This is a genomic window from Lysobacter sp. DMC97, assembly GCF_056313745.1.
In genome coordinates this window covers 220,733-239,223 of the sequence record NZ_JBQUZR010000004.1, presented here as the reverse complement: position 1 = coordinate 239,223, position 18,491 = coordinate 220,733, and the positions used below count along the sequence as shown (strand labels likewise).

Annotated in this window: 18 protein-coding genes, 1 tRNA gene and 1 other RNA gene; 11 read left to right on the top strand and 9 right to left on the bottom strand. The window is 71.0% G+C overall.

Annotated elements, in window-relative coordinates; all coding sequences use genetic code 11:
* Positions 1–183: 183 nt before the first annotated feature.
* Positions 184–280: signal recognition particle sRNA small type (ffs, locus tag ACT53Q_RS10195), an RNA gene on the bottom strand.
* 47 nt (positions 281–327) lie between these two features.
* Positions 328–420, bottom strand: a tRNA-Ser gene (locus tag ACT53Q_RS10190).
* Between the two features lie 126 nt (positions 421–546).
* Between ACT53Q_RS10190 and dnaX the strand changes: the two genes are divergently transcribed.
* The 3 genes from dnaX (at position 547) to recR (ending at position 3,388) form a co-directional block, all read left to right on the top strand.
* On the top strand, positions 547–2,313 hold the full coding sequence (dnaX, locus tag ACT53Q_RS10185) for a DNA polymerase III subunit gamma/tau (RefSeq protein ID WP_476186538.1): 1,767 nt from the start codon (positions 547–549) through the stop codon (positions 2,311–2,313).
* A gap of 13 nt (positions 2,314–2,326) precedes the next feature.
* A complete protein-coding gene (locus ACT53Q_RS10180; RefSeq protein ID WP_476186537.1) occupies positions 2,327–2,653 on the top strand; it encodes a YbaB/EbfC family nucleoid-associated protein in 327 nt (108 codons plus the stop codon).
* 135 nt (positions 2,654–2,788) lie between these two features.
* Complete coding sequence (gene recR, locus ACT53Q_RS10175) at positions 2,789–3,388, top strand: recombination mediator RecR (RefSeq protein WP_476186536.1); 600 nt, start codon at positions 2,789–2,791, stop codon at positions 3,386–3,388.
* A 61-nt stretch (positions 3,389–3,449) separates the two neighbouring features.
* Here recR and ACT53Q_RS10170 read toward each other — a convergent pair whose 3' ends face one another.
* Positions 3,450–4,847, bottom strand: a complete 1,398-nt coding sequence (locus tag ACT53Q_RS10170; RefSeq protein WP_476186535.1) for a S8 family peptidase — start codon at positions 4,845–4,847, stop codon at positions 3,450–3,452.
* Between the two features lie 254 nt (positions 4,848–5,101).
* On the opposite strand from ACT53Q_RS10170, the gene ACT53Q_RS10165 reads away from it, so the two are divergent.
* On the top strand, positions 5,102–5,449 hold the full coding sequence (locus ACT53Q_RS10165; protein WP_476186534.1) for a histidine triad nucleotide-binding protein: 348 nt from the start codon (positions 5,102–5,104) through the stop codon (positions 5,447–5,449).
* Positions 5,446–6,297, top strand: a complete 852-nt coding sequence (locus ACT53Q_RS10160; RefSeq protein WP_476186533.1) for a TIGR02452 family protein — start codon at positions 5,446–5,448, stop codon at positions 6,295–6,297. The genes ACT53Q_RS10165 and ACT53Q_RS10160 overlap by 4 nt, the downstream gene beginning before the upstream one ends.
* A 24-nt stretch (positions 6,298–6,321) precedes the next feature.
* Here the strand turns inward: ACT53Q_RS10160 and ACT53Q_RS10155 are convergent, their stop codons facing one another.
* The 4 genes from ACT53Q_RS10155 to ACT53Q_RS10140 form a co-directional block, all read right to left on the bottom strand.
* Positions 6,322–6,780 (bottom strand): GNAT family N-acetyltransferase, encoded by a 459-nt coding sequence (locus ACT53Q_RS10155; protein WP_476186532.1) that lies wholly within the window; start codon positions 6,778–6,780, stop codon positions 6,322–6,324.
* A 171-nt stretch (positions 6,781–6,951) separates the two neighbouring features.
* A complete protein-coding gene (locus ACT53Q_RS10150; protein ID WP_476186531.1) occupies positions 6,952–7,830 on the bottom strand; it encodes a PhzF family phenazine biosynthesis protein in 879 nt (292 codons plus the stop codon).
* An 81-nt stretch (positions 7,831–7,911) separates the two neighbouring features.
* Positions 7,912–8,229 (bottom strand): hypothetical protein, encoded by a 318-nt coding sequence (locus ACT53Q_RS10145; RefSeq protein WP_476186530.1) that lies wholly within the window; start codon positions 8,227–8,229, stop codon positions 7,912–7,914.
* A gap of 25 nt (positions 8,230–8,254) precedes the next feature.
* The gene (locus tag ACT53Q_RS10140; protein WP_476186529.1) at positions 8,255–9,127 is read right to left on the bottom strand and encodes a PhzF family phenazine biosynthesis protein; all 873 of its coding nucleotides are present in this window, start codon (positions 9,125–9,127) and stop codon (positions 8,255–8,257) included.
* A gap of 74 nt (positions 9,128–9,201) precedes the next feature.
* Here ACT53Q_RS10140 and ACT53Q_RS10135 point away from each other — a divergent pair, with 74 nt between their 5' ends.
* From ACT53Q_RS10135 to ACT53Q_RS10115, 5 genes are all read left to right on the top strand, one after another.
* Positions 9,202–11,796 carry a bifunctional aspartate kinase/diaminopimelate decarboxylase gene (locus tag ACT53Q_RS10135; protein WP_476186528.1) on the top strand — a complete coding sequence of 865 codons (2,595 nt, stop codon included), beginning with the start codon at positions 9,202–9,204 and terminating at the stop codon, positions 11,794–11,796.
* On the top strand, positions 11,793–12,281 hold the full coding sequence (locus tag ACT53Q_RS10130) for a hypothetical protein (protein ID WP_476186527.1): 489 nt from the start codon (positions 11,793–11,795) through the stop codon (positions 12,279–12,281). The genes ACT53Q_RS10135 and ACT53Q_RS10130 overlap by 4 nt, the downstream gene beginning before the upstream one ends.
* Positions 12,278–13,636, top strand: coding sequence for a UDP-N-acetyl-alpha-D-muramoyl-L-alanyl-L-glutamate epimerase (gene murL, locus ACT53Q_RS10125; protein ID WP_476186526.1), 1,359 nt, complete (start codon positions 12,278–12,280; stop codon positions 13,634–13,636). The genes ACT53Q_RS10130 and murL overlap by 4 nt, the downstream gene beginning before the upstream one ends.
* A 16-nt stretch (positions 13,637–13,652) precedes the next feature.
* Positions 13,653–15,059 carry a UDP-N-acetylmuramoyl-L-alanine--D-glutamate ligase gene (gene murD / locus ACT53Q_RS10120; protein ID WP_476186832.1) on the top strand — a complete coding sequence of 469 codons (1,407 nt, stop codon included), beginning with the start codon at positions 13,653–13,655 and terminating at the stop codon, positions 15,057–15,059.
* 104 nt (positions 15,060–15,163) lie between these two features.
* Complete coding sequence (locus tag ACT53Q_RS10115) at positions 15,164–15,964, top strand: dienelactone hydrolase family protein (protein ID WP_476186525.1); 801 nt, start codon at positions 15,164–15,166, stop codon at positions 15,962–15,964.
* Positions 15,965–16,046: 82 nt separating this feature from the next.
* Here ACT53Q_RS10115 and ACT53Q_RS10110 read toward each other — a convergent pair whose 3' ends face one another.
* Both ACT53Q_RS10110 and ACT53Q_RS10105 read right to left on the bottom strand, forming a co-directional pair.
* On the bottom strand, positions 16,047–16,289 hold the full coding sequence (locus ACT53Q_RS10110; RefSeq protein ID WP_476186524.1) for a DUF4332 domain-containing protein: 243 nt from the start codon (positions 16,287–16,289) through the stop codon (positions 16,047–16,049).
* A 5-nt stretch (positions 16,290–16,294) separates the two neighbouring features.
* Positions 16,295–17,290 (bottom strand): polyprenyl synthetase family protein, encoded by a 996-nt coding sequence (locus ACT53Q_RS10105; RefSeq protein WP_476186523.1) that lies wholly within the window; start codon positions 17,288–17,290, stop codon positions 16,295–16,297.
* A 168-nt stretch (positions 17,291–17,458) separates the two neighbouring features.
* Between ACT53Q_RS10105 and ssb the strand changes: the two genes are divergently transcribed.
* Complete coding sequence (ssb, locus tag ACT53Q_RS10100; RefSeq protein WP_476186522.1) at positions 17,459–18,004, top strand: single-stranded DNA-binding protein; 546 nt, start codon at positions 17,459–17,461, stop codon at positions 18,002–18,004.
* The last annotated feature ends 487 nt before the right edge of the window (positions 18,005–18,491 follow it).

The following is an 18,491-nucleotide window of genomic DNA, read 5'->3' as shown; positions in this document are numbered from 1 at the left end:
CCGGCGGAGACGCTTGGCGGCGACGGGGGCGCAGCCCGGAATGGCGATGGCCCCGCCGGCTGACCTCGGCGCCCGCATCAGTCGATACCGCGCCAGGCAGCGCCATGGAGTGCGACGCCGTTCAGGCCGTCGCCACGGCTGACGAGCTGCGGGTCGCGATGTCGTGGGCTTGGAATGGCGATGGCCCCGCCGGCTGACCTCGGCGCCCGCATCAGTCGATACCGTTGCTGCCTTCCGGCCCTGGCGGGGTTTTCGACCTAGCGTCGCGAGGGGCCGACGGGGCCACCATAGACGTTGCGTCTGTCGCGACGCATCACTTGCAGAAACTGGCGGAGAGAGGGGGATTCGAACCCCCGAAGCGCGGTTTAGACGCTTACACACTTTCCAGGCGTGCTCCTTCAACCACTCGGACACCTCTCCGGAGATGCCTTCGGTGCGGCGTCCGGCCGCCCCTCGGGACCGCGCATTCTACCGGCCCGTCCCGGGTCGGACAAGGACGGCCCGCGGCGGGTCCGGTCGGGGCGGTGCGCGTGGCAGAATGGCGGGATGTCCTATCTCGTCCTCGCCCGCAAGTGGCGCCCCCGGCGTTTCGCCGAACTCGTCGGGCAGGAGCACGTGGTCCGCGCGCTCAGCAACGCGCTCGACACCGGCCGGGTCCACCACGCCTTCCTGTTCACCGGCACCCGCGGGGTGGGCAAGACCACCATCGCCCGCATCTTCGCCAAGTCGCTGAACTGCGAGCGCGGGACCTCGGCCGAGCCCTGCGGCGAATGCAACGCCTGCCGCGACATCGATGCCGGCCGGTTCATCGACCTGCTGGAGATCGACGCGGCCTCCAACACCGGCGTGGACGACGTCCGCGAGGTGATCGACAACGCCCAGTACATGCCCTCGCGCGGCCGGGTGAAGGTCTACCTCATCGACGAAGTGCACATGCTGTCGAAGTCGGCCTTCAACGCGCTGCTGAAGACGCTGGAGGAGCCGCCGGGGCACGTGAAGTTCCTGCTCGCCACCACCGACCCGCAGAAGCTGCCGGTGACGGTGCTGTCGCGCTGCCTCCAGTTCAACCTGAAGCGGCTGGAGGAAGGCCAGATCCAGGGCCAGATGACGAAGATACTGGCCGCCGAGGGCATCCCGGCCGAGCCGGGCGCCATCCGCCAGCTCGCGAAGTCGGCCGATGGCAGCCTGCGCGACGGCCTGTCGCTGCTGGACCAGGCGATCGCCTACACCGGTGCCTGCGCCGCGGACGAGGGTCACGAGGCCGCGACGCTGACCGACGCCGGGGTCGCGACCATGCTCGGCACGGTCGACCGCACCCGCGTCGGCGCCGTGCTGAACGCGCTGGCGGCGGGCGAGGGCCAGGCCCTGCTCGACGAGATCGCCGCGCTGGCCGATTTCTCGCCCGACTGGAGCGGCGTGCTCGACGCGCTGGCCGAGGCGCTGCACCGTATCCAGGTGCGGCAGCTGGTGCCCGGCGCAGAGGTCGAGACCGACGGCGTCGACATCGACGCCATCGCCGCGCAGCTGCGGCCGGAAGTGGTGCAGCTGTGGTACCAGATGGCGCTGCAGGGCCGCCGCGACCTGGGCTACGCGCCCAGCCCGCGCGCCGGCTTCGAGATGACCGCGCTGCGGATGCTGGCGTTCCGCCCGGCAGACGCCGGCGCCGCGCAGCTCGAACGCCCGGCCGCTGCGTCCGCCCGCGGGCCCGAGGCCGCGCGCGCCGCGCTCGAAAGCGCGTCCGCGAAGCCGGCGCCGCAGACGTCGCGCCCGTTGCCGCCCGCGGCGATGGAAAACCCCGTCACGCAGGAGCGTCGGGTCGCCGAGCCGCCGCCGTCGCGGCCGCCGCAGATCGAGGTCAGCGCGCCGCCGCCGGTGCAGCCGCCGCGTCCGGCCGTCGCGCCGGTCGCTACCTCCATTGGCGAGATCGACAACGACCGCTGGCTCGACCTCGTCGCCCGCTGCGACCTGCGCGGCCCGGCACGCGAGCTGGCTGCGCACGCCGCCTTCCTCGCCCATGCCGACGGCGTCCTGCGCCTGTCGCTGTCCGAGGACGACGACCACCTGCGCAGCCCGGCCCTGATCAAGGCCCTGACCGATGCGCTGTCGGCGCAGCTCGGCGGGCCGGTGCAGCTGAAGTTCGAGACCGGGCGCGCCGCGCACGTCGAGACCCTGCACCAGCGCAACGAACGCCAGCGCGACGCGAAGCAGGCCGCGGCCGAGGACGCTTTCCTCGGCCACCCCGACGTGCAGCGCCTGATGCAGCAGCAGGGCGCGAAGCTCGTGCCCGATTCCATCCGTCCCTTCGAAGATTGAACCCGAGAGCCCCATGCGCGGAAACATCGCCCAACTCATGCAGCAGGCGCAGAAGATGCAGGAAAACCTGCAGCGCGCCCAGGAAGAAGTCGCGAAGATCGAGGCCACCGGCAGCGCCGGCAACGGCCTGGTCAGCGTCACCCTCAGCGGCAAGATGGAGTGCCGCAAGGTGCACATCGACCCGAGCGTGCTGTCCGACGCCGAGATGACCGAAGACCTGCTCGTCGCCGCCATCAACGACGCCGTGGGCAAGATCAACGCCGAATCGCAGGCGAAGATGTCCGCCGCCACCGCCGGCATGCCGATCCCGCCGGGGATGAAGCTGCCTGGGATGTTCTGAGTCGATGCGGAAGACGGGGCATCCTGCCGCCGCTTCCGCGACGACCGCAAAAAACGTGGTTTTTGCGGTCGTCCGGCGCGCGCATGGCGCGCGCGCCGTGCGCGCATCCCTGCGCGCGAACCATTTTCGGATCGCATGACCGCCTCTCTGCTCGAACAGCTCATCGACGCTTTCCGCATCCTGCCCGGGGTCGGCCAGAAGACCGCGCAGCGGATGGCCTACCACGTGCTGGAGCGCGATCGCGAGGGTGGGCAGCGCCTCGCCGATGCGCTGGCGAGCGCGGTGGAGCGGATCGGCCACTGCGAGCGCTGCCGCGATTTCAGCGAGACGCCGGTGTGCGCGACCTGCGCCAGCGGCGCGCGCGACGCGCACCTGCTGTGCGTGGTCGAATCGCCGGCGGACCGGTTGGTGATCGAGCAGGCGACCGGCTACCGCGGCTTTTACTTCGTGCTGCAGGGGCGGCTCAGTCCGCTCGACGGCATCGGCCCGCGCGAACTGGGCCTCGATGCCTTCGCCGCGCGCCTCTCCGAGGGCGAGGTGCAGGAACTGGTGATCGCCACCAACCCGACGGTCGAAGGCGAAGCGACCGCGCACTACCTCGCCCAGCTCGCGCGCCAGCACGGCGTGAAGCCGACGCGCCTCGCGCACGGCGTGCCGCTGGGCGGCGAACTGGAATACGTCGATCGCGGCACGCTGTCGCACGCCTTCGGCAGCCGCAGCGAAATGCCGATGTAGGGCGGGCCTAGGCCCGCCATCGCGGCACCTTCCCGGGCAGTCCGGGAAGGCGTCGCAGCGTTCAATACGGACACAGGATGTTGCGTGCGCAGGCCGCGACCACGGCCTGATGGGCGTCGAGCAGGCCCGGACCGCAATCGCCGTGGCAGGCCGGCATCGGTGTGGCGCTGCCCTGCAGGATCGACAGCACCTGTGCCGGTGTCAGGGTCGGTGCCGCGGAGAGCATCAGGCCGACGGTGCCGCTGACGTGCGGCGTGGCCATCGACGTCCCGGACAGGTAGCGATGGCAGGGGCGGGTGTTGGTCGATCCGACGTAGGCCGTGTTCCAGGCCGAGACCACGCCGAAGGCATACGGGTTGTAGGGGCCGCCGACGTTCTGCAGGCAGTCGGGGGTGCCGATCGACATGCCGTAGATCGACGAGCTGCGGTCGATCTGGCCGGTCTTGTCCAGCACGATCGTGCCGCCGCCTCCGGGCGCGGTGATGCCGATGTTCGCGCCGCGACCGCTGTAGGCGGCGAGCTGGCCGTTGTGGTCGGCGGCCGCCACGGAGATCACGGCCGGGCACGAGGCGGGTGAGGCGTCGTCGACGTTGCCGGGGACGTTGCCCGCTGCGGCCACCACCACGATGTTCTGCCGGATCGCATCGGCGATCGCGCTGCGCAGCACCTGCATCCCGCTGGCCATGCACGACATCGGATAGGCAAGGCTGAGGTTGACCACGCGCGCACCGTGATCTGCGGCCCAGGCGAGGCCTTCGACGACATCGGCGGTCGTGGCGTCGCTGCCGTTGGCGACCTTGACGTTGAGCAGCGTGCACTGGAAGCAGATGCCTGCACCACCGAACCGGTTGCCGGTCTCTCCGCCGGCGATGGCCGCCACATGCAGGCCGTGTCGCCAGCCGGTCTGTTCGTTCGCGTTCTGGCCGGTCGTGGCGTTGTACTCGGTCGTCGACCAGCGATTGTCGAGGTCGGGATGGGGGGCCTTGCCGTTGTCGAGGATCGCGATGCGGATCGCGCTGCTGCCGCCCCCCGCGAAGGCCCAGGCCTCGGGGATCCGCGCCATCGGGTAGTGCCACTGTGCCGGATAGAGCGGGTCGTCGGGCGTCATCCGCTGCTGCGCCAGCCGGAACACGTAGTTGGGCTGCGCCAGCGCGATGTCGGGATCGCGGCGCACGCGCTCCAGCAGTTGCAGCGTGCGGGCCCGGGCGGTGGCGCGATCCAGCAGGCGTGCGCCGGGCGGCCGCAGGCGCACGAGCAGGAGGTCGCGGCTGACGCGCCGCGTTTCCAGGCCGGGCAGGCGCGCGGCGATGCCGGTCGCTGGCATCCCGGGACGCAGGCGGACCACGATCTCGTGGGGGACGAAATCGTCCGGTGCGGCATCGCCGGGAGGTGGCGCGGCATGCAGCGACGGAGCGACGAGGCAGGCGCAGAGCGTGGCGATGCGGGAGAGGCGTTTCATGGGACTCCTTTCGGACGTGCCGTGTGGTCGAAGGCCGGTTCGCGTCCGGAGGCGATGGTCGGGATGCCATCCCGGAGCGGGGCCACGTCGAAGGTAGTGCGCCGTTGCCACGAGGGAAGCGTCATCGGGCGTGTCGACTCATCCGGCACAGCATTCCGCCACGATGGTGCGGTCGAAGGCGACGCCGGGCGCGCAGGCGCGACGGAAAGCGGTGCCGATCGGCATACAATCCGGCCCACGCACAGGAGGCGCCCATGTCCGACACCATCTTCCACAAGATCATCCGCCGCGAGATCCCCGCGACCATCGTGTTCGAGGACGACCACGTCATCGCGTTCCGCGACATCGCGCCGCAGGCGCCGATCCACGTGCTGTTCGTGCCGAAGGAAACGATCCCGACGCTCAACGACGTGCAGCCGGACCAGGCCGAACTGGTCGGCCGCCTCGCCGTCGCCGCGGCCCGCTACGCGAAGGCGCAGGGCTTCGCCGACGACGGCTACCGCATCGTGATGAACTGCAACGACCACGGCGGCCAGACCGTGTTCCAGATCCACCTGCATTTGCTGGCGGGCGCGCCGCTGGGGCGGTTTGGGACGCCGTGAGCGGGAATCGCACGGCGCGCGAACGCATCGCGCGCGACACGTTGCGCATCATCGACGACGGTGGCTATGTCGCGCCGAACGGTGAGCAGGTCGATCTGTCGGCGCCGCTCGCGCGCTGCCTCCAACGCACGCGGCATCTCGATGCCGAGGCCGTCGGTCGCATCATCGAAACGCAGCGCGGCGCGGCAGGGACGCACGCCACGCGGATCGACGTCGCGAACGAAACCACGCTTGCCGGTCTCGCTGCGCTGCTGGCGCAGGACGATGCACCGGTCGCCGTCCTGAACTTCGCATCGGCGAAGCATCCGGGCGGCGGATTTCTCGGCGGCAGCCAGGCGCAGGAGGAATCGCTGGCGCGCAGCTCCGCGTTGTACGCCTCGTTGTCGCGCTGCATGGCGTTCTACGACCTGCATCGCGCGTCGTCGTCACTGCTCTACAGCGACGCGATCATCGTCTCGCCCGATTGCCCGGTGTTCCGCGATGACGACGGCACGCTGCTCGATGCGCCGCGGCTCGCCGGATTCCTGACCTGTGCCGCGCCGAATGCGGGCGCCATCGCGCAGAACCGGCCCGAGGAATCGCCGCGCATCGCCGCGACCTTCCATCGCCGCATCGAAGGTGTGTTGGCGGTCGCGGCGGAACACGGTTACCGGCGGTTGGTGCTGGGCGCTTGGGGCTGTGGCGTCTTCCGCAACGATCCCGCGATGGTTGCGGCTGCCTTCGCCGACCACCTGCTGCACGGCGCGTGGCACGGGCGGTTCGAGACGATCCGCTTTTCCGTGCTCGACGGTTCGCAGGATCTCGCCATCTTCGAGGCATTCCGCCGCGCGTTCCCGACATCCGAGTGAGGCAGCGCGTCGGCAGGCCGGCGCTCAACCGCCGGGATGGCGCATCGCGACCCAGGTGACGCCGTTATCGGTGCGGGGCGGCGCCTCGCGGACGAATCCGAGCCGCGCGTAGACCGGTTCCGCGTACAGCGACGACCGCACCGTGAACGTGTCGTGGCCCGACAGCGCCTTCGCGTGCCGCCACAGGGCGCCCGCGATGCCGCGGCGGTGCCGGTCGGATCGCACGAAGAGATGGTAGAGGTGCGAGCCGCCGCGCAGCGCGATGACGCCACACAGGCCGCTGTCGTCTTCCGCGACGTAATGACGGAAATCGGGCGAGGCGATCCGCTGCGCGGTCGCGGCTGGCGTCAGGGTCGCCAGGAACGGCTGCGCCGCGGCGGCGTCGGGATCTTCGAGGAAGTGATGCGCCAGGCCGACCACCAGTCGGCTGATGGCGTCCGCGTCTTCGACGGTGGCGGTGCGAAGCGTCAACGACAGGGGCATGGAATGCGCCCTCCGCATGGCGCAGAAGCTCGGCTTCTCATGAAAGCGGGGTCCCGGCATGCGCCGGGATGACGGTCAGAAGCAGGTCCCTCCGCGGGCTGCGCCCACGTTCGGGATGACAGGGAAAGGCCGCCGTGACGTCGAGGTCCTGGCGGAGCCGAAGCCTTCCGCTCACCGCCAGTCCAGTTCCCCGCGCACCACCGAGCACACGCGCCCGCCGGACCACACGTCGCCGCCGGCGTCGACGGTGAGTTCGATGATGGCGTCGTGGCCGACTTCGCGGCCCTGGCTGATGCGGTAGAAGCCGCTGTCGCCGGGCAGGGCGTCCTGCGAGGCCAGCCACGCGGCGAGGGTGGCGTTCGCGGCGCCGGAAGCGGCGTCTTCGAACTGTGCCGGCGCGCCGACCCAGGCGCGGACGGCGAGGTAGTAGACCGGGTCGGTGCTGCGCGCGAACACGCACAGGCCCATGCTGTCGGTGGATTCGGCCAGCGTGCCGATCGCCGGCCACGGCGGCGTGGCTGCGCGCAGCGTCGCTTCGTCGGCGAGTTCGGCGATCCACCAGCGGCGGCCGCCGTCCATCAGCACCGGCGGCAGCGTGCCCAGCGGCAGCGTGGCCAGCACGTCGCGCAGGCGCGGGTCGTCGGCGGTGGCGATCTCGCGCACGGTCGCGCGCGGGGTGCGCACGGCGATCGTGCGCGTCGCGCCGCTGCCGGTCACGCGCAGCGGCAGCTTGCCGGCAATGCCGTGTTGCACCAGCAGGCCGTCCTTCGGCGTCGCGAGGCCGGCTTCGAGCACGGCGTGCGCGGTGCCGACGCTGGGATGGCCGGCGAACGGCACTTCGCGGCGCGGGCTGAACATCCGGATGCGGTAGCTGGTGTCGGCGTCGGTGGCCGGCAGCACGAAGGTGGTCTCGGGCAGCCGGGTCCACTTCGCGATCGCCTGCATCTGCGCGTCGCTCAGGCCGTCGGCGTCGAGGACCACGGCGAGCGGATTGCCGGCGCCGGGGCGGTCGGCGAAGACGTCGACCTGGACATAGCGGCGTGCGGTCATGGGCGTGGCGTTCTGCGGGGCGGGGCAGCTTAGCAGCGTCGGGGCGCGGGGGCAGTGCAGCGCGAGGTGCAGGGCTGCGGATCAGTGCAGCGGCGCGCCGTCGCGGTCCTCGGGCGGCCACAGGTGGAACAGGTGGCATTCGCCGTGCGCCTCGGCCTCGTCGAAGGCGTCGAGGAATTCGGGATCGTCCTCGCAGCGGGCGCGGTCGACCGGCTGCGGCGGATGCTCCACCGCCACCAGCTCCCAGGCCTGGTCGCGGAAATAGGCCATGGCCGCCGCGTGCGCGGCTTCGGGCGTGTCCGCGCGCACGAACGAGTTCGCGATCGCGCCGCCGACGGTGGCGAAATCCTCGCTGTGCGGCGCCGGGCGCAGTTCGTATTGCAAGGCGTAAATGGTCATTGGCGGCATCCTTTCACGATGCGGCTCACCAGTCGACCGTCCCGCGGATGATCGGCTGCGTGGCGCCGCCGATCCAGACCTCGCCGTCGGCATCCACTTCGACCGACACCCGGCCGTCGCGGCCCAGTTCGCGGCCCTGGCTGCCGACGTAGTGGCCGCCGTGCCCGGGCAGGCGGCCGGCGGCGGCCAGTTGCGCGGCGATGGCGGCCTGCGCACTGCCGGTGACCGGGTCCTCGGGGATGCCGTCGGACGGGCAGAACGCGCGGACGACGAGGTCGTGGCCGTCGCGCGATTCCGGCGCATGCACCGCCAGCCCGGTCGCGCCGGTCGCCCGGCACAGCGCGGCGATGGCCGGCAGGTCCGGCGCCAGCGTGCGCACCGCCGCGGCATCGGCCAGAGAGACCAGCCACCAGCGCGGGCCGTTGCACCAGAGGGCGGGCTCAAGCCCGCCGCGCTTCATGCCGCTGAGTGCAGCCACGAGCAGATCCGCGGGCACGGCCTCGTCGACCGGCCGTGCCCGCGGGGCGCGGACATGCGTGCGGCGGGTATCGCCGTCGACCTCCACCCGCACCGGCAGCAGGCCCGCGGCGCATTCCTGCACCAGCGTCGTGCGCCCGGCGGGCACCAGGCCGGCGTCGAGCACCGCCCACGCCGCGCCGACGCTGGGATGCCCGGCGAACGGCAGCTCCGAGCACGGCGTGAAGATCCGCACGCGGTAGTCGGCGCCGGGCTGCGTGGGCGGCAGCAGGAAGATGGTCTCGGACAGGTTGGTCCAGGCCGCGAAGGCCTGCATCCGGGCCGGGTCGAAGCGGTCGCCGTCCAGCACCGCGCCCAGCGGGTTGCCGGCGCCGGGGCGATCGGCGAACACGTCCATCTGCAGATAGCGCAACGACTTCATGGCGGGCGGTCCGGTTCGCATAGAATTGGGGACCGGCCACGCGCCGGCCCCCTCAGTCTATCCGCCCCCTTCCGATGCCCGATACGCATTCCGCCGGCCCCGCCTGGGTCGTGCTCAAGTTCGGCGGCACCTCGGTGTCGCGCCGCCACCGCTGGGACACGATTGGACGTCTCGCGAAAAAACGGGCCGACGACGAAGGCGTGCGCGTGCTGGTGGTGGTCTCGGCGCTGTCGGGCGTGACCAACGAACTCACCGCGATCGCGGACGGCAACGGCATCGGCGAGCGCATCGCCGCGCTGGTCGAACGCCACCGCGCGTTCTGCGCCGACCTCGATCTCGACGCCGACGCCGTGCTGGGCGAACGTCTCGCCGCGCTGCGCGGCCTCGGCGACGACGCGCGTGCCGCGACCCGCCCGCTGGACTGGCAGGCCGAGGTGCTGGCGCAGGGCGAACTGCTGTCGTCGACGATCGGCGCCGCCTACCTGCACGCGCAGGGCCACGACATCGGCTGGTGCGACGCGCGCGGCTGGCTCGACGCGGTCTCGCTGCCGAACGCCAGCGACTGGGCGCAGCGGCTGTCGGTGAACTGCCGCTACCAGGGCGACGCCGCCTTCCGCGAGCGCTTCGCCACGCAGCCCACGCGGCTGCTGATCTCGCAGGGTTTCATCGCCCGCCACGCCGACGGCGGCACCGCCATCCTCGGCCGCGGCGGTTCCGATACCTCGGCCGCGTACTTCGGCGCGCTGCTGAAGGCGAAGCGGGTGGAGATCTGGACCGACGTGCCCGGTATGTTCAGCGCGAACCCGCGCGAAGTGCCCGACGCGCGCCTGCTCAGTCGCCTCGACTACGCCGAGGCGCAGGAAATCGCGACCACCGGCGCCAAGGTGCTGCATCCGCGCTCGATCGCCCCGTGCCGCGACGCCGGCGTGCCGATGGCGATCCTCGACACCGAACGCCCGGACCTGCCGGGCACGCGCATCGACGGCGGCGTCGCCACCGTGCCGGGCGTGAAGGCGATCAGCCGCCGCAACGGTATCGTGCTGGTGTCGATGGAATCGATCGGCATGTGGCAGCAGGTCGGCTTCCTCGCCGACGTGTTCGAGCGCTACAAGCGCCACGGCCTGTCGATCGACCTGATCGGTTCGTCCGAAACCAACGTGACGGTGTCGCTGGATCCCAGCGAAAACCTCGTCAGCAGCGACGTGCTGAATCGCCTGTCGACGGACCTCGCCGAGATTTGCCGGGTGAAGGTGATCGCGCCGTGCGCGGCGATCACGCTGGTCGGCCGCGGCATGCGCTCGCTGCTGCACAAGCTGTCGGACGTGTGGGCGACCTTCGGCAAGGAGCGCGTGCACCTGATCTCGCAGTCGTCGAACGACCTCAACCTGACCTTCGTGGTCGACGAGGCCGACGCCGACGGGCTGCTGCCGCAACTGCATGGCGAACTGATCCGCAGCGGCGCGATGCCGGTGCAGGACGCGGCGGTGTTCGGCCCGAGCTGGACCGAGATCGCGCATGGCAGGCCCGAGCGCCCGGCACCGTGGTGGCAGGCGCAGGCGGCCGCGCTCGTCGCGCGCGCGGGGCAGGGCACGCCCGCCTACGTGTACGACCTCGCGACCGTGCGCGCCCGCGCCCGCGCGCTGCGCGGCGTCGTCGCGATCGATCGCCGCTTCTACGCGCTGAAGGCCAATCCGCATCCGGCGATCCTGCACGCGCTGGCGGCCGAGGGGTTCGGCTTCGAGTGCGTGTCGCTGGCCGAGGTCGAACACGTGTTCGAGACGCTGTCCGGCCTCGATCCGGCGCGGGTGCTGTTCACGCCCAGCTTCGCGCCGCGCGCGGAATACGTCGCCGCGCTGGCGCTCGGTGCGAACGTCACCGTCGACAGCGTCGAAGCGCTGGAACGCTGGCCCGACGTCTTCCGCGACCGCGCGCTGTGGCTGCGGCTGGATCTCGGCCGCGGCGACGGCCACCACGAGAAGGTCCGCACCGGCGGCAGCGACGCCAAGTTCGGCCTGCCGATCGCCCGCGCCGGCGCCTTCGTCGACGCCGCGCGCAAGCTCGGCGCCCGCGTCGTCGCGCTGCACGCGCACCTCGGCAGCGGCATCGAGAACGTCGCCCACTGGCGCGAGGTCTACGCCGATCTCGCCGCGCTGGCCGAGCAGATCGGCACGGTCGAGACGATCGACATCGGCGGCGGCCTGCCGGTGCCGTACACGCCCGACGCGCGTCCGTTCGACGTCGACGCCCTCGCGGAGGGTCTGGCCGGGATCAAGGCCGCGTATCCGCGCTTCGCGTTGGCGATCGAGCCGGGCCGCTATCTCGTCGCCGAAGCCGGCGTGCTGCTTGCGCGGGTCACGCAGGTGGTCGAGAAGGACGGCGTGCGCCGCATCGGCCTGGACGCCGGCATGAATGCGCTGGTGCGTCCGGCGATGTACGACGCCTTCCACGCGATCCGCAACCTGTCGCGCCTCGACGATGACGCGGTGCTGCCGTTCGACGTCGTTGGTCCGGTGTGCGAGAGCAGCGACGTCTTCGGCCGCGCGCGCATGCTGCCCGCCGCGACGCAGGAAGGCGACGTCGTGCTGATCGCCGATGCCGGCGCCTACGGCATGTCGATGGCCAGCACCTACAACCTGCGGTCGCTGCCGGTGGAAGAGGTGGTGGGGTGAGGGAGCGCGGCGCATTGGCACTGGGAAGCACGCTGGCCGCGGCGGTGGTCGGTACGCTCGGCCTGTCCATGTTCTTCCAATGGACCGGCGATATCCGGCATTTCCGACCATTCGCCGGCGAGTTGCTGGTGCTGGCCCTCTTGCCGACGATGATGTCCGCCTGCGTGTCGAGTGTCTGGGTGTCGCGCAGTCCGACGTTCGGTCAGCGGGGGGCGCTGGCGAATGCAGTCCGGATCAGCCTGCTGGCATTTCCCGTCCTGTTCGTGGTGCTGTGGGCCACGATCTGGACCTGGCTGCAGTTCGAACGTCATCTCCCACCCTACGAGCGGCCGGCCACGCTGTCCGCGATGGCGGCGACCGCCGGCAGCTACACGTTGCTCGCCTTCGCGGTCGGCATCGTGCCCGCGATCTGCATCGAATACTTCGTCATCCGTTTCGTCCGCAAGCGCTGGTCGCCCGCGCTCGCCCCTGGAGTGTCCCCGTGAGTGCCGAATTCAACCGCGACGCGATCCGCGCCTTCCGTTTCGTCCGCTGCGGCTTCGATGCGCAGACCGGCGTCGCGCAGCTGGTCTACGCCTTCGACGACGGCGCGGAGCTGGTCGAGACCGTGACCGTGCCTGGCGCGCCCTTCGTGCTGGACGGCGATCGCGCGATCGCGGCCGAGCGCGCGCTGCGCCTGCTGCACCTCATCGCCGGCGTGAGCTACTACAAGGCCGCGGTGCCGCCGGAGATCCGCATCGACGGCTACGCCATCGACGCCGACACCGCCGCGCTGCTCGATTCGATCTACCTGCACGGCCTCGGCGAGTTCGCTTACCGCAACGGCCTCGACCTGCATGGCCGCATTCGCTTCCCGGCGACGGCCACGGCCGCGTCTACCGCGCCCGCGCTGGGTCTGCGCGAACACGCGCTGGTCGCGATCGGCGGTGGCAAGGATTCGCTGGTCAGCATCGAGGCGCTGCGCGACGCCGGTGTCGACCAGACGGTGACGTGGATCGGCGGCTCGCAGCTGATCAAGGCCTGCGCCGAGCGCACCGGCCTGCCGACGCTCAATCTCGGCCGCCAGCTCGCGCCGGAACTGTTCGAATACAACCGCCAGGGCGCGTGGAACGGCCACATCCCGGTGACCGCGGTGAACTCCGCGATCCTCGTGTTCGCCGCGGTGCTGCTGGGCGTCGACCAGGTGGTGTTCTCCAACGAACGTTCGGCCAGCTACGGCAGCCTCATCGAAGGCACCGGCGAAGTGAACCACCAGTGGTCGAAGGGCTGGGCGTTCGAACGCGACTTCGGCGACCACGTGCATCGCCACGTCGCCGCGGACCTGCACTACTACTCGCTGCTGCGCCCGCTGAGCGAACTCGCGGTCGCGCGCCAGTTCGCGAAGACCGATCGCTACGACGCGCATTTCTCCAGTTGCAACCGCAACTTCCACATCCTCGGCGAACGCCCGGCCAGCCGCTGGTGCGGCGTCTGCCCGAAGTGCCATTTCGTGTTCCTCGCGCTGGCGCCGTTCATGCCGAAGCCGCGGCTGGTCGCGATCTTCGGCCGCAACCTGCTGGACGACGCCGGCCAGATACCGGGCTATGACGCGCTGCTGGAATTCCGCGACCACAAGCCGTTCGAGTGCGTGGGCGAGGGCCGCGAATCGCGTGCGGCGATGGCTGCGCTGGCCGAGCGCCCGGACTGGCGCGAGGACGAGATCGTCGAGCGCTTCGCGCGCGAGATCCGGCCGCAACTGGTCGACGGCGACCTCGCGATCGAACCGCTGCTGGCGCTGGACGACGAACACCGCGTCCCCGCTGCGCTGTGGGAGCGGCTGCGTGCCCGGTTCGTCGCCTGAGGCCGTGCGCGGCGGCATCGCGGGCCTCGCCGGCCGCAGCGTCGCGCTGTGGGGCTGGGGCCGCGAAGGCCGGGCCGCGTGGCGCGCCCTGCGGCGCCGGCTGCCGTCGCAGCCGCTGACGCTGTTCTGCTCCGAAGCCGAGGCCGCCGACGCGCAGGCGCTGGGCGATCCGCAGCTGTCGATCGAGACGACGGTCGATGCCGATCGCCTGTCGCGCTTCCAGGTGGTGATCAAATCGCCCGGCATCAGCCCGTACGGCCCCGAGACCATGGACGCCGCTGCGCGCGGCACGCTGTTCGCCGGCGGCACCGCGCTGTGGTTCGCCGAACATCCCGAAGCGCGCACGCTCTGCGTCACCGGCACCAAGGGCAAGAGCACGACCACCGCGCTGCTGGCGCACCTGCTGCGCGCCGGCGGCCATCGCACCGCGCTGTGCGGCAACATCGGCCTGCCGATGCTGGAACTGCTGGACATCGACGATCCGCCGGAATTCTGGGCGATCGAACTGTCGAGCTACCAGACCCGCGACGTCGCGCTGTCGGGCGTGCGGCCCGGGATCGCGGTCGCGACGAACATCTTTCCCGAGCATCTGGACTGGCACGGCAGCGAGGCGCGCTACATCGCCGACAAGCTCGCGCTGTTCACCGTGGCAGCGCCGCACATCGCGATCCTCAACGGCGAGGACCGCACGCTGGCCGCGCTGCCGCTGCCGGACAGCGAGATCCGCTACGTCGGTCGTCCCGATGGCTGGCACCTGCGCGGCGACGTGGTGCATCGCGGCGATCAGGCCGTGTTCGATACCTCCGACGTGCCGCTACCGGGGCGCCACAACCGCTCGAACCTCTGCGCCGTGCTGGCGGCGATCGAGGCACTGGGGCTGGACGCCGTCGCGCTGGCGCCGCACGCCGCCACGTTCCGGCCATTGCCGCACCGGCTGCAGACCTTGGGCGAACGCGACGGCCTGACCTGGGTGAACGACTCGATCAGCACCACGCCGCACGCGACGCTGGCCGCGCTGGACTGCTTCCGCGGCCGTCGCATCGCGGTGCTGGTCGGCGGCCACGACCGCGGCCTGGACTGGCGCGACTTCGCCGACGCCCTGCGCACCGACCCGCCCGCGGCCGTCGTGACCATGGGCCAGAACGGGCCGAAGATCCACGCGCTGCTGGCGCCGGTTGCGGCCGACGCCGGGTTCGGACTGGCGGCCGCCGGGGACCTGTCCGCGGCCGTGGACGCCGCCCGCCGCCTGCTCGCCGCGGAAAACGGCGGCCGCGTCGTCGGCAACGGCATCGTCCTGCTGTCGCCCGGCGCGCCCAGTTTCGGCGCCTACCGCGACTACACCGAGCGCGGCCGCCATTTCGCGGCGCTGGGCGGATTCGATCCCGACACGATCGCCGCCATTCCGGGGCTGGGCATCGCCTGAGCCCCGCGGATCGGCGATGTTCGATTGCGGGCACCGTGCAGGGGAAACCGTCGTCGATTCCGGGTAGGCTGGCCGCCTGTCCCCCTGACATGGAGTACGGTCCCATGCGCTTGTTCCGTCGTGCGGCCCCCGTCGCCGCCCTCATCCTCTCGCTGCTGCTGACGCTGCCGGCCTTCGCCGCCATGCAGGCCAAACCGGTCGAATGGAAGCAGGGCAAGCTCCGCTTCAGCGGCTACGTCGTCTACAACGATGCCAACGCCACCAAACGTCCCGGTCTGGTGATGGTGCCCGACTGGAAGGGCGTGACCCCGGCGTCGGTCGAAAAGGCCAAGCAGATCGCCTCCGCCGGCTACGTCGTGCTGGTCGCCGACGTCTACGGCAAGGGCGTGCGGCCGAAGGACGACAAGGCCGCCCGCGCGCTCGTCACCAAGCTGTACCAGGATCTTCCGGGCCTGCGCGCGCGCGCCGCGGCCGCGCTCGATGCCCTGCGCGAGCAGGCGAAGACCGCACCGCTCGACGTCGACCGCATCGGCGCGATCGGTTTCTGCTTCGGCGGCAAGACCGTGCTGGAACTGGCCCGCAGCGGCGCCAACGTCGCCGGCGTGGTCAGCTTCCACGGCGGCCTCGACACCACGCTGCCCGCGGAAGCCGGCGCGCTGAAGACCAGCGTGCTCGCGCTCAACGGCGCCGACGACACCTACGTCCCGGCCGAGCAGATCCAGGCGTTCGAGAACGAGATGAAGGCCGCGAACGCGGACTGGCAGTTCGTGAACCTCGGCGGCGCGGTGCACTGCTTCGCGCTGGAAGGCGCGAACAGCCCGCCGGGCTGCGTCTACAACGAGCGCGCCGCGAAGCGGGCGTTCTCGATGATGAACCTGTTCTTCCACGAGCGTTTCAACCCGTGACGTGTCCCGGGCGGACGCGCGGTCGGCCGATGTGCCCGCCGTGCGGCCGTCCGGCCGGGTGACGCAAGGTTCGAGGAGACCGTCAGGCCGCGGTCGCGTGCCGGGCTGCGGCCACGGCGTCGGCGATCGCCCGCCGGGCCTGCGGGCTGTTCTTCCAGCAACTGGCCCCGAGCATCGCGGCCACCTGTGCCACGATGTCCTCCGGCTTCGTCGCCGCCAGTGTGGCGAGCGAGTCGATGCCGATCTGTTCCAGCCGGTCGACGACGGTCGGGCCCACGCCCTTGACCGCCAGCAGCGTCGCGCGCTCGTTCGCCGGGAACGCCATCGCGGTCAGCGGTCGCGGCGGACCGCGTAGCGGGCGAGGCCGCGCAGGGCGGCGATCGCATCGTTGTCGCCCAGCCCGTCGAGCGCGCGTTCGGCGGCGTCGGCGTAGTCGTCGGCGCGCTTGCGGCTGTAGGCCAGGCCGCCGGTGGCCTCGATCGCCGCCAGCACCTCGGGCATCGCCTCGACCTCGCCGGCCTCGACGATCGCCCGCAGGCGGTCGCGGGTCGCGGCATCGGAATGCAGCATCGCGTGGATCAGCGGCAGGGTCGCCTTGCCCTCGGCCAGGTCGTCGCCCAGGTGCTTGCCCAGCGCGGCTTCGTCGGCGCTGTAGTCCAGCACGTCGTCGGCGATCTGGAAGGCGTAGCCCAGCGCCATGCCGTAGTCGTGCAGGCGCTGCTGGGTCGCCTCGTCGGCGCCCGCGAGCAGCGCGCCCAGCCGCGTGGCGGCCGCGAACAGCACCGCGGTCTTGCGCTCGATCACCTTGAGATATGCCGGCTCGTCGGTGTCCGGGTTGCGCACGTGCAGCAGCTGCAGCACCTCGCCCTCGGCGATGGCATTGGTGGTGTCGGCGAGGATGCGCATCACTGGCAGGCGGTCCAGTTCGACCATCAGCTGGAAGCTGCGCGAGTACAGGAAGTCGCCGACCAGCACGCTGGCGGCATTGCCGAACAGCGCGTTGGCGGTCTTGCGGCCGCGGCGCAGGTCGGACTCGTCGACCACGTCGTCGTGGAGCAGGGTGGCGGTGTGGATGAACTCGACCACCGCCGCGAGCTGGTGCGCGTCCGGTCCGCCGTGGCCCAGCGCCCGCGCGGCGAGCAGCAGCAGCATCGGCCGCAGGCGCTTGCCGCCCGCGGCGACGAGGTGCTCGGCGACCTGGTTGACCAGCACCACGTCCGAGGCCAGGCGCCGGCGGATCAGGGCGTCGACCGCGGCCATGTCGGCGGCGGCGAGCGCCTGGATGGCGGGCAGGTCGAGCGCAGGGGTCGCCGAGGTCGCGTGCATGGGGGGTCCGGACGTGGAGAACGCGCAATTATAGAAGGCGCCGCCGTGGAAGGTCCCTGCCCGGTGTCGGGGAACCCCGACCCCCGGCCGCGGGAAGTCCCGATTCCGGGACGCCGGGCTTATAATCCAATGTTCTGCGCCACCCACGGCACAACGGCAGGTACGTTCATGGCACGCGGCATCAACAAGGTCATCCTCGTCGGCAACCTCGGCGACGACCCCGAAACCAAGTACACCCAGGGCGGCATGGCCGTGACCAAGGTGCGTCTGGCCACCACCAGCGTCCGCAAGGACCGTGAAGGCAACCAGCAGGAACGCACCGAGTGGCACCGCGTGACGTTCTTCGGCAAGCTCGGCGAAATCGCCGGCGAATACCTGCGCAAGGGTTCGCAGGTCTACGTCGAAGGCTCGATCCGCTACGACAAGTACACCGGCCAGGACGGCGTCGAGCGCTACTTCACCGACATCATCGCCGACGAGATGCAGATGCTCGGTGGTCGCGGCGAAGGCGGAGCTGCCGGCGGCGGCGATCGCCCCGCGCGCGCCCCGCGCAGCGAAGGCGGCGGTTACGGCGGCGGCAGCGGTGGCGGCTACGGCGGTGGTCAGCGCAGCGGCGGCTATGGCGGCGGCAGCGGTGGTGGCCAGCGCCAGGCGCCGCCGGCGAGCAGTCCGCCGCCGATGGACGATTTCTCCGACGACGACATTCCGTTCTGAATTCGATCGCCAGGCGTTGCACACGGAATCCCGGCCGGCCTCGCGCCCTCCGGGATTTTTCTTGTCCGCGATACCGGACGCGTCATGCGTGATGCTGGGATGTGGCAGCGGTGACGATGGCCCGTTGCATGCGCGTCACGTGCAAGAGGCGAAACGCGCTGCGGCCCGTGACTCACGATCGTCACGCGTGACGATGATGCGGCGAACACGATCGATGCACTGCACATTGCACGTCGGGAATCCTGTCGGATCGATGCGGGGCGGTGCATGGTCGCCGGTTGGTGTCATCGGGTTTGCGAAGGCTCATCTTCGTGAACACGATGCGGCGACTCGCGATGCGCATGCGCGTTGAGACGGGAACGATTGCATGCGGGAATTCGTCGCGATCGCGAACGAAAACCCGGAGATTCGTCACGAAAAACGGACTGTCTGCACTTCTTTCGCGGCCGCATGACGAACATTCGGATTTCATTTTCCGGCCAATCGC